Raw genomic sequence first — 11881 nt, 5'->3', positions numbered from 1 at the left:
TATTCATGCCAGCGTCTCCCGATCGATCTAACGACACGCAACAGGACCACCAAGATCCCGATTCAGTAAAATCGCGATACGTCGTCGGGATCGATCTAGGCACTACAAATTGTGCGTTCTGTTTTGTTGATACCGACCAGTCCGATTGGCAGGTCGAAACGTTTACGATCCCTCAATGGGTCGACTTAGGTCAAATCGAACGACGCGAAACGCTGCCTTCGTTTCACTACCAACTGACGGCATCGGAATCGTCGGCGCTCGATTCGGGACTGCCGTGGTCGAGCGAGCAGCGTCAGTCAAAAAAATCGACTCCCGGTTGTGTGGGTGTCCTCGCTCGTGAAGCCGGGGCGCGTCATCCGGGACGCCGCATCAGTTCGGCGAAGAGTTGGCTTTCGCATGACGGTGTCGATCGTAGTGCCGACTTTCTTCCCTGGCATGGCGATCCCGACGTACAACGCATGTCGCCCCTGGAAGCTTCGGCGGAGTACCTAAAACACTTGCGTCATGCCTGGGACCACGACCATCCCGATGATCCGCTTAAGGACCAGGATATCGTGATCACGCTACCGGCATCGTTTGACGAAGTCGCGCGTGAACTGACGATTCAAGCGGCCAAGCTCGCCGGTTTGCGACGCGTCTATTTGATCGAAGAACCGCAAGCAGCCTTCTATGCCTGGATCGATCGGCATCGAAACGAATGGGCGGACATGGTTCGTCCCGGTCAGTTGATCTTGGTTTGCGATATCGGTGGCGGGACGACAGACTTGACGTTGATCCGAGTCCAGCCAGCGGGTGAATCCGCCGACCAAGTTCAGTTTCACCGGGTCGCCGTCGGTCGACACCTAATTCTTGGTGGAGACAACATGGACTTGGCGGTCGCCAAGTTAGCCGAGCAAACGTTTACCAAACAGAACCCCGAAACGACGCTCTCGTCGACGCAGTGGGACCGAATGGTCCAATCGGCCCGGGCGGTCAAAGAAACGATGTTGGCTCAACAACGTCCCAAGTCGATGACACTGAGTGTTGCCGCCGAAGGCGCGAAGTTGCTTGCCGGAGCCATCCAAGTTGAATTGACTCGCGAAGAAGTCGATGCCGTCCTGCTGGATGGTTTCTTTCCGAATGCCAAGCTAGCCGATCGACCGCTCGCCGGACAAAGCGGGTTTCAAGAATTTGGGTTACCGTACGCATCCGACCCGGCGATTACAAAGCACCTCGCAGAATTCTTATCCGAGCACCGCCGCAGTGGTTTGGACGACGACGATCAAGAATCCGCCGATCGCCCGGATTTAGTGCTCTTTAACGGTGGCGTGATGAGTGCCGGTGCGATCCAAACGCGCATCGTCGATTTGCTGCAACATTGGTTTGCGACCGATGCTGACGATCTTGACCAGTGGCGTCCGACCGTGTTGGCATCACCTCGATTGGATTTGGCTGTCGCCCACGGTGCCGCTTACTATGCGATGGTGCGACGCGGCGAAGGTGTCCGCATCGCCGCAAACCTGGGGCGGTCCTACTACATGCAAGTCAGTGATCATCCGCCCAAAGCCCTGTGTTTAATTCCCGGTAATGCCGAGGCGGGCCAACAATTTCGTGCCGACGATCATCCGCTGCAACTACAAATCGGTCAGCCGGTACAGTTTCCCCTGTGGGTCAGTAGCACTCGCCTGGCCGATCGAGCCGGTGAGTTGATCCCAATCGATGAATCGGAAATGACTGCGTTGCCACCGATCTGCACCGCGCTGGTTCGGGGACGAAGTCGTGTTGACTCGCTGTTGGAGGTCTTCATCGAATCGGAACTAAGCGAAATTGGCACGGTCGGTATGTACTGTGTCGACGCCGATCAATCCGGACGCGGCAAACGATGGAAGTTGGAGTTTGATATTCGCAGTACCTTAGAGACCGATCGCCAAAGTCATTCCGGCGAGGGCGAAATCGCCGGTGTCATCGATGTCGAAACCGTCGAGGCCTGCACCCAAGCGATTAAAGATACCTTCGGAAACAACCCGACCATTAAGCCACGCGAGATCATCAAACAGCTCGAATCGATCATCGGCACCGGACGTGACCATTGGCCACCGACATTGATTCGCGAGCTTTGGCAATTCCTGCTCGACCATGACGACGGTCGACGACAATCCCCCGCTCACGAAGCCCGTTGGTTGAACATGAGCGGATTTTGCTTACGTCCTGGCTATGGCGTCGCCGTCGATGATTGGCGAGTCCAATCGACATGGAAAAAACTGCATGGCAAGCTGGCCTTCCCGGCTTCACAATCACGAACGGAATCGATGATCCTGTGGCGGCGGATCGCCGGTGGGCTGACCGCCGGACAACAAGAACAACTGGCGGCGCCGATGCTAGCGAACCTGCGTAGCAAATCACGCCGAATCGAACCACACGAAGCCAACGAATTTTGGCGTTTAATCGCTTCACTGGAACGGCTTAAAGTGGCCGAAAAAGTCGAACTTGGCGATATCGCCCTCGTCGAATTGGGCAAGAAAAAGAACGAACGATTGCGATCGGGGTTGCTTTGGGCGATCGGTCGAATCGGTTCACGGCAGCCAGCCTACGGGCCGCTTAATTCGACCGTTCCGACCGCGAAGGCCGAAAACTGGATCACTCGCCTGATCGAGATGGACCTCGCGGAAAACGAAGTGCCTCTCACGCTCGCCCAAGTGGGGCGGTTCACCGGTGACCGCTACCGAGACCTGTCAGCCGAATCGCGTGAAGCGGCGGCCGACTATCTGGTCTCGCGCGAAAGCGATCCGCACTTCGTCACGCTCCTTCGTCAAGGAGGTCAACTCGGACGCGAAGAGCAATCCGCAGTGTTTGGTGATTCGCTGCCGCTGGGCATTCGACTTGGTAAGGTCTAACGATCGCTATTGACGCTCGATCGTATGGGCTTTGTCGACTTCGAGGTCGTCGATCGTTTGGCGATAGCCGTCGGCCCAAACGATGGTGACTTGATCGACCGAAGTCGCCGCCCCGAGGCCAAAGGTGACCGGCAGTTCGACTTGGGATAAGTAACTTCGCGTCGGCATCACTTGCTGGCGAAGTGTTCGATTGCCGACGTTGAGTTCGACCCAAGACCCGATCGCATCGCGATTGCATTCGACACCATCGCCAACCAGTTTGATTCGCAACCAATGATGATCGATCTGCTGATCGTTGCGAAGCAAACGCGGTTTTCGGCCACTTGCGGTCACGACGATGTCTAAGTCACCATCGTTGTCGAAATCTGCATACGCCGTTCCCCGGCCGACCATCGGTTTGAGTAGGTCTTTGCCGACCAATTCCGCACCGACCGCGACAAATTCGGTGTCCGATTGTGGTCCGGCATTCCAGAACAATTGCGGCGGTTGTTCATAGTGTTGGCTCGGTTGCACCCGATTGATGTCCTCTTCCAGGTGACCGTTGGCACAAAACAAATCCGACCGGCCGTCAAGGTCGTAATCAAAGTAGAAAAGACCAAAAGTAAGCAACAGCCGAGTCGTCGGCCCCAATCCCGTACTGACGGCTTCGTCGTAAAACTGCATCGTGCCGGTTTTGGCAACATACAGGGCGGTCATCTCATTAGAAAAGTTTCCGATCGCAACCGCGAGAGCCTTGGGGCCACGGAACGAAGCGATGTCAATTCCCATCGCACCACGCGCGTTCCCGCTGGAATCGAACGCGATGCCACTTAGTGCCCCGATGTCGGTAAAACTGCCTTTGCCGTCGTTTTGCAGCAGAAGGTTTTGAACGGTGTCGTTCGCAATGACCACATCGAGCGCGCCGTCTTGATTGAAATCGCAGAACGCCAACCCGAGTGACTTTGACAGCGGCACCCCGGTCGCCGGGTTGCGGATCTGGATACCTGCACTCTCCGAAACGTCGGTGAACTTCCCGTCACCTTCATTGCGATACAAGTAGGGAAAGGTACCTTGGAAATTCTGTGGGCGACCATACGCTCGCCCACCCCCGATCAACTGAAAATTCTGCGATTGGTCGTATTCGCGACTCCATTCCAAATAGTTGCAAACGAACAGGTCTAAGTCACCATCGTTGTCGTAGTCGAACCAGCCGGCACTGCTACTCCAACGATCCTCATCTCCGGCGACACCGGCTGATTCGGTGATCTCTTCGAAACTGCCGTTCCCAAGGTTGCGATAAAGATGGTTCTTGCCGAGGCTGGTGATGAAGACGTCGACCCAAGAGTCATTATCAAAATCGCCGACCGCGACGCCCATTGCGTAATCGCTTAGATCAAGTCCTGCGTCCGCAGAGACATTCGTGAACGAACCGCCGTCGTTGCGGAACAGTGCCGACGTCGCTTGACGGTCGCTGGTTTCGTCCCAAGGCCAATCGCTGGAATTTACAAATAGCAAGTCTTGGTCGCCGTCGTTGTCGTAGTCAAATGCGGCTACCCCACCCCCCATCGTTTCGGGCAATAATTTGGCTCCGGTGGCACCGTTGTTGTGAACAAAATCGATACCGACGTTTGCGGTGATATCGGAAAATGGAGTTCGAGGCATCTGAACGGTCGGTCGCTCACGCGTTTTGACTTCGGCAAGCTCGGTCTCTTTGACCGGCGGCGGGGGTGGTCGCCGCCGCGAAAGGGCGAACACGGTTCCACCGACAATGACCAGCGCCGCGATTACCGCGAAGGAAACACGAAACGCCTTGCCGATCACGGCGTCGTCACGCGACTCTTCGTCGATCGAGAGATGATCCGATTCGGGTTGTTTTTTAGTTGACATCGGATGCCTCCGTTTTCGTTTCGATCGCTTTCGACTCATCGGTCTCCTTCAAGGCTTCTTCTCGCTGCAGCGAGTAAATGACGACGTCTTCGGCGGCATGATTGGCGGCGGGGTACTTTTGCCGTGCCAATCGGACCGCGCGCCCTTTTGCGTTGTCGTCAGGTTTGTAACGCAAGTGCAAACGTCGATGTTCGGCAGCATTCTCGCGGTCGCCGATCTTTTCATACAACAATTGCAAGTTGTGATGTGCGGTCACATTCTCGGGGTCGATTTCCAGTGTCTTCTTGAAGCGAACAATCGCTTTGTCAAAGTAAGCTCGACTCTCGTCCTCGCGCCCTTGACGATCTCGAACGTTGCCTAAATCGAACAGAGTTCGACCGAGTAGATTGATCACCTCGATATCCAAACTGAAATCGAAGCCGCGTTCTCGCATTTCTTCATTACTGTCTTCGAGTACGCTACGCAAACTTTGCTCGGCATTGTCGAGGTAGCCTTGCTGAGATTGGATCGAACCGGAAAGCCAAGCGTACGTCCACCGTGGAAAACCTTCGGTATCGCCAAATTTGTCAGCTCGCTTGAGCGCATCGACCGCATCATCGAGACGACCTTCGGTATTGAATACGCGTGCTAAGTTCATCGGCCCGTCGTAACGTCCAAGTTCTTCGACTTCGCTAAACGCTTCTTCCGCTTGTCGAAGTTCGGCTTTGCCTTTGAGCAGCAACCCAATCCCATAGTCATTCCAACGTTGCCAAACGGGGATGTCACGATCCTCATTGGTAACCATTTGTTCGATGCCTTTGACAGGGAACGTCACCGAATCGACAGCCAGCGTCGTGACTGGCATCTCATTGATATAGTCCTTGCCGGGTTCGTGGCCACGAATGATGGTTCCGAAACGTTCGTTTTGCTTGGCGACAAAATCCATGTACTGCGAATCAAACTTTCGGTACTGCAGCTTTAACTCGACGGTGACCGGACTGTCGATGTCTTCGGGAATCGTGATCCCATAGTGCACCGTCTGGCCGGCCCCCGGTGGGATTTGGTGGTTGTACAGCGGGGTGAAGATGTTTTGCGGATTCCGTCGATCGATCCGATTCCCATCTTTGTCCAGCATGAATACGTTGACAAAGTGTGACCAAGGATCGACCTCGTTCGCCTTGTCAGGATTCATCGCACCGCTGCGTCCGATCACCCGGTCTCCGCTAGTCACGGTGACATCGAGCCAGACCTCATTCGAATCAACGGTGCCTTGTGTGAATAGGTGGCCGAGTTTCAACGTCCGAATCACCGTTTCCAGCAAGTACTTTTCGCCCGGTACCAACTCCGGCACCTGAGGGCGAAGCGGCGCGACAAGCTTGCCATCGATTTCGCCGCCTTCCCGGATCCCGAAAATATCGACACGCATGGTGTCTTTCAAATAGTCTTGGTGAGCCTTGATAATGTCCTCCCGCTCTCGCAGCCAAGCGATCCCCGTGTTCGCACTCGGGAACAGGTGATTGTGAACGCTTAACTCGGTCGCATCGTCAAACATCTGTGCCCCGAAGTCGTCCGACTTGACCAGTGGCATGTGACACTTGCTGCAATTGTCGACGGCTTTGGGGGGATAATAGAAACTACGTGCCCCGTGACCAGAGACTCCACTGAATAGATACGGATCATAATGGTTCTGCCCGCGTAGAAATTCTTTGTACTTGTTGAGCGCTTCGGGCAAATGGACTTTGTGGCACGTCGAACAAAATTCAGCCGTTTTGTGAAACGGTTTCATGAACGTCTTTTTATGAAACGTTGGTTTTGCTTTGACGAGTTGGTTGTTGACCCACTGAAGGATCGGGTTGTCACTACTGGCAAACGGATAGTGCAACGGTTCTTCGATGGTGTAGTCCGCATTCCCACGGACGCTGTTGACGTGGGTAATCGCATGACAGACCGTACAGGTGATGCCCGCCTTGGCGGTCTTGTGATCGAGCATGTCAAATTCCGGGTCGTCGAACGCACCGGAAAAGAACGGCACCGGGTCATGACAGCCTGCACACCAACGCGATGCCTGGACATTGCCGTCACGTTTCAATGAGACTTCGCGAGTTTCACTAACACTGGCAAAGTACGGCGGATTGTTAAAGGAACTAAAGCGGTGAACGCTGTCGCTCCAATCCTTGTGAATATCCGCATGGCACTTCAGACAGTACTCGTCATTCATCAATGAGTCTGCCGGGATGAAGTCACCAGTCGAAGTCCTGGCAAGTGAGGGCTCGAAATACTTCACGCCCGATTCCGGACCGATCGAATTCCATTCACGCGGATCTTGTAGTTGCATGATCACCAACGAGGCGATCGCCGCACCGGCCACCCCGGCAAAACGCATCCCGATCTTCCATTTGATTCGCGGACCGGCCAAACGATGAAGCCAATATAGCCAGACCAATAGCAGCGGTGAGGCAACGTGCAACCAGTACACCGTTTGACGCGCCAACGGTTGCCGGAGATCAAACCCCGCAATCCGAACCAATAAAATCCCGGTGATCAGCAACAGCAGACTGATCACGAACAGCGCGTAGCCAATGCGTACCGCGCGTCGGTTCCGCCGGTCTTTCGAGTTCCAAAGGTGGATGACGCCAAAAATGATCACCGGCAAGATCAAGATGAATCCAAGGAACAAATGCCCCAGGAACATGTATTGATAGTAAAAGTCCTGATAGGTCTTGCCGGTGAACCATTCGAGAAACGTGATCAACCCTAGGTAACCAGAGTTGGCGAATAACAAAGCGAACAGAATGAAAATGAAGTACAGCAGCTTGCGCAGCTTCGGCCCGACGGCGCGAACGTACTTTTTCTTTTTCCTTGGGGCGGGCTTAGAGCCGTCTTCGGCGGCAGCGGTAGTCATGGAGGTGTGGTTCCTAACGATGCGATCGATTGCAGTAAGCAAACTCGGCCATCAAGTCGGCGAGTCATGGCAGACCTGTGTGATCAGCCGGCGGCAATAGTCGGTCACTCTCGGCAGCTTGCAGTACTGCGTTCCAAATTGAATGAAGGATTCACCTCGGTTGTGCGTCAGCGATCGGGACGAATGCCCATCGGCTGATGAATCACACCTACGGTTTCTCTGAAACGAAGTACCAACGCCTTCTGCGACGCTTTGCAAGTTCGCGGTCGATGACAAAAAGCGAACGACGCAGAGTAAATCGGCGATTCCCGACGGGCGTTCGCCCCGGTTATTACTCGGAAACCGTGGCTAACGCCATTCGGCTAATCCTGGAATGAACTGGAACGAAGCACTGGCATCCCATGCTAGAGACCTAGCAGTGCGAAGCGGGGAGTCGCTGGTCTCACTTAATCTGTGATTGGGGGGGGGCCGCCGCAACGAAGCGATGATTTCTTACGCTCTCGCGAACACTGCTACCCCAAGACCAAATCGAGACACTCCGCTAGGAACGTGGCGGACGTTCGATTCGCTCGGCATGGGCGGGAATCACGAGCTGCAATTCGTCGTAGAAGAACACATGCCGCTGCCAGCGGAATCCATGATCATCTCGTCGCACTGCGGCAACGGTTTCGTAGTCTCGAACGGTGATCGAATCTGTCATCGAAACGGCCATTGGCGACAACGGCACACCGTGACAGCTCGGCCCATCGCAAGGCTTTGCCGGAAGATCCGCAGGGCTGGGGAATTCAATGGGGCGTTCGTCTGAAGCCCCCAAACGCGAATGAACGATTCCCGAGTGGTCGAGCCAATCACCGCAGCTCGCCTGGACCGACTGTGTCTGCAACACAGCCGTCGCAATGCAAACGACGAACAGGAGGTGAAATACTCGGACCATGACTTGATCAAGAAGAGTAGAAAAGCGGTATCGCTTTGATCCAAAGCAGATTAGGGCGTTCCCCCTCAACTGTCAATCAAAAGCGGGCCGACTGGCCCGGATTCGTGGACCGGTTGCGACGAATCGACCGATCAAGCGTCCTTCGGGATCACGATACTGAAGGTTGTACCGGCACTTCCGGATTCGAATTCCAACCTCCCCCCATGTTGGCGGACAATCTTCTCGGAAATCGCCAGCCCCATCCCGGTTCCGTCACTACGCGTCGTGAAATAGGGGTCAAAGACTTTGTCCTGAAACTCTTTCGGAATCCCACAGCCTTGATCAGCGATCCGGATCGTCGTTCGGTCTCGTTGCTCGACCACTTCCAAGATCACCTCGCCACCTTGATTCATTGACGTGAACGCGTTCAACAGTAGGTTCAGGAGGACTTGCCCAAAGCGGTCTTGATCGATCGAAACCACCACCGGTGCACGCGAAGAGAGGACGCGGATCTTGATGCCTCTTTCTGCCGCCTGAGGATCGGTCAATCGCACCACCGTGTGAACCGTCTCGACAAGATCGACGTCGACACGATGGAGTTCCGCAACGGATGCGAATTCACGAAAGCTCTCCAATACATTGGTCACCCGGCGAACTTCGGTCCGCAATACATCGAGGCTTTCCTGGATCGATTCCTCCTCACCGCTGTCGTCCGTTTCGCGTTCTTCGAGTGACTCGGCGAGCAACTGGACATGCAATGACAACGCGGCGAGCGGATTCTTGATCTCGTGCTGAAGCCCCGCCGCCAGCGACCCAAGGCCCATGTACCGTTCCATGCGACGTAACCGTCGCTCGATTAACGCCTTTTCAGTAACATCCAAGATGTGGATGACCACACCGATCTGATTGTCTTGATGATCGTGCAATAAACTGCAACCGGTTCGTAGAAAAAGCGTTTGATTGCCAGTTTCAAAAATCGCTTCGTGTTCTCGAATCGGTTCCTGGGTTGCCAGCACTTTGCGGCGAAGTTCGTCGAGGGCATCGTAGGGCGGATGAAGTTTCGCGAGCGTTTTGTCCGCCGACTGCAATTGCGAACCCAGCAGGGTAATTCCCCGTGGATTCACACTTAGAATCTTTCCGCCGCAATCGACCGTGATCACCGCCTGATCGAGACTCGCCAGGATGTCCGTTGCCAGCACTTGCACGCTGCGCAACTGCCGCATGTTGACCCAGTAAGATCGAACAAACAGCGCCAGTGTGATCGCCGATACGAACAAATTTAGAATCAGCAGCGCCGTCAACCGAGACTGTAGCCGTAGCTCGCCGGCGAGTTCTTTTGCATCGGGTAGATCGCTGTTGGGAAGATGTTGAGTGATCTTGCTGACGATTTCTTGCTCGCGTCCAAAGTCGGCCCAAATCCAGCTGGTCACAATCAACCCGATTAGGCTAAGCACGGCGAGGGCACCAATGACCCAAGGCCAGAGTTTCGAACTGCGAGGAGAATCGTTCTCAAACATGGCGGTCGGTCATACGGAACGCGAAGGTCGATGCTGAACCGAACATCGAGGTTCGGATGCGACGCAGGTTACTCCGCGATCGGCCCAATTGACATGACAGACAAAACGTTATTTTTGTCACAGCCAACCGAAACACACCCTCCCCCATTGCCCGCCTTCGCCAGAAGAGCGACCTCTTTGCCACAGGACGTATGAACCCATCCTTCATCGAATTGTCTTCCCACGATCGGAACCCGTGGTCGGTTGCGAACCGCCCCAGGATCGCCGCCATCGTACTGAACGAGCCACGGCGATAGCGGCAGCGAAGATACTCCGGTCACAGACAATCGTATCTTCCGATGCGTTTGCCCCAACCATCGGGAATTTGACGTTAAACTCACGGTGCAATGATCACTCAATCGGCCACAGCAACTCGATAGGAGGCATCTAAGCGGCCGTCTTTCTAAGCGGCCATCTTAACGAATCGACCGGGTCAAAAAGGGAGTCAGCTCGCTACGACTTGGCACAACAATTGCTACAGAGCCACCTCGCCGCTCAGGTACGGCGTCCAATTTTGAAAAGCGGAGAAAGCCGTTCTGATCGTCGCCGAGACCTTCGACTCGACACCTTCGCAGACGGCCAATAGGCTTTCCGCGATTTTGAACGACCGATCGGACCGCTGGCGAATTCCGCTCCCATTCTTTCGGGGCGGACAGTCACGTTATAGACAAAGTTTAAAAAGGAATTGCGATGAAGACGTTTCGTTGCGTTTGTGGGGCGGATCTTTTTTTCCATAGTGACCAGTGCGTCGGATGTGGTCGTTCCGTTTGTCGATGTGGTTCGTGTGCGATGATCACCGCGGTTGACGATCAACACAGATGCATGACTTGCAACGCCTCGTTGGTGCCCTGTCATAACCGGACCGAACATGGGGTTTGCAATGGTTCGGTATTGGCAGATTCGTCCTCCGATGAAAAACCATTGTGCCGTTACTGTGACCTTAACCGAGTGATCCCCGACCTATCGATCGAAGGGCACCTTCAAAAATGGCGTTTGGTCGAACGGGCAAAGCACCGCGTCCTGTACGACATCGATCGCATCGGATTGCCATTGGTCGATGACCTTGAGCCTGCATTGATTTTTGATTTCAAGTCGCCGGAAAAGCAACCCGTTTCCACCGGGCATGCCGATGGCGTGATCACATTGGATCTTAATGAGGCAGACAGCGTGCACCGCGAGCGAACACGAGTGCAATTTGGCGAACCTCATCGAACACTTGTCGGACACTTCCGTCACGAACTGGGGCACTACTTTTGGCAAAAGTGTGTGTTACCAAATTGCATAGACGCGTTTCGTGACCAGTTCGGGGACGAACGTGATCCGAGCTACGTCGACGCACGCGATGCTTACTACCAACGTGGCGCACCGGCTGACTGGCAACAAAACTTTGTTAGTGAATACAGCACCATGCATCCGTGGGAAGATTTCGCCGAGACCTTCAACGCGTATCTCGACATGGTTGCCATCGCGCGAACGTTCGATCACTTTCAATCCGATGGCGATGTCGACTTAACCGACTTCGATGCGCTCATCGTTCGTTATCGACGGATTGGTGTGATGGCCAATGAACTCAACCGTGACATCGGTTTGCTCGACTTGGTGCCCGAGGTATTTACGCCACCGGTGATCGAAAAGATGCAGTTCGTTCACCAGCTCGCACAAAGCAACCAGGCTCGCGAGAGCGCGTCTTCGGTTGGTTGCTAAGCAGGCAAACACGAGTCTTTGGGTTTAAACATCTGGATAACACCTTCCCGCTTGCGGGAGGGTCGGACGAGCAAACGGCCGGGGAGGG

At 54.7% G+C, this 11881-nt stretch carries 6 protein-coding genes; 2 read left to right on the top strand and 4 right to left on the bottom strand.

All coding sequences use genetic code 11. The features are described from left to right. Nucleotides 1–5 precede the first annotated feature (5 nt). Nucleotides 6–2873, top strand: coding sequence for a hsp70 family protein (locus FYC48_RS18575; RefSeq protein ID WP_149498284.1), 2868 nt, complete (start codon nucleotides 6–8; stop codon nucleotides 2871–2873). 6 nt (nucleotides 2874–2879) lie between these two features. Here the strand turns inward: FYC48_RS18575 and FYC48_RS18570 are convergent, their stop codons facing one another. From FYC48_RS18570 to FYC48_RS18555, 4 genes are all read right to left on the bottom strand, one after another. Further along, entirely contained in the window at nucleotides 2880–4739 is a 1860-nt protein-coding gene (locus FYC48_RS18570) for a CRTAC1 family protein (protein ID WP_149498282.1), read from the bottom strand. Next, nucleotides 4729–7620: a tetratricopeptide repeat protein gene (locus tag FYC48_RS18565; protein WP_149498280.1), complete on the bottom strand. Its 2892-nt coding sequence runs from the start codon at nucleotides 7618–7620 to the stop codon at nucleotides 4729–4731. The genes FYC48_RS18570 and FYC48_RS18565 overlap by 11 nt, the downstream gene beginning before the upstream one ends. 541 nt (nucleotides 7621–8161) lie before the next feature. Further along, the gene (locus FYC48_RS18560) at nucleotides 8162–8554 is read right to left on the bottom strand and encodes a hypothetical protein (RefSeq protein WP_149498278.1); all 393 of its coding nucleotides are present in this window, start codon (nucleotides 8552–8554) and stop codon (nucleotides 8162–8164) included. A gap of 131 nt (nucleotides 8555–8685) precedes the next feature. Beyond that, the gene (locus FYC48_RS18555) at nucleotides 8686–10050 is read right to left on the bottom strand and encodes a two-component system sensor histidine kinase NtrB (protein ID WP_149498276.1); all 1365 of its coding nucleotides are present in this window, start codon (nucleotides 10048–10050) and stop codon (nucleotides 8686–8688) included. Nucleotides 10051–10779: 729 nt separating this feature from the next. On the opposite strand from FYC48_RS18555, the gene FYC48_RS18550 reads away from it, so the two are divergent. Then, nucleotides 10780–11793 carry a zinc-binding metallopeptidase family protein gene (locus FYC48_RS18550; protein WP_149498275.1) on the top strand — a complete coding sequence of 338 codons (1014 nt, stop codon included), beginning with the start codon at nucleotides 10780–10782 and terminating at the stop codon, nucleotides 11791–11793. Nucleotides 11794–11881 lie beyond the last annotated feature (88 nt).

Origin of the sequence: Roseiconus lacunae, from assembly GCF_008312935.1 — a bacterium.
GTDB classification, from domain to species: domain Bacteria; phylum Planctomycetota; class Planctomycetia; order Pirellulales; family Pirellulaceae; genus Stieleria; species Stieleria lacunae.
This window is presented reverse-complemented; position numbering and strand designations above follow the sequence as displayed.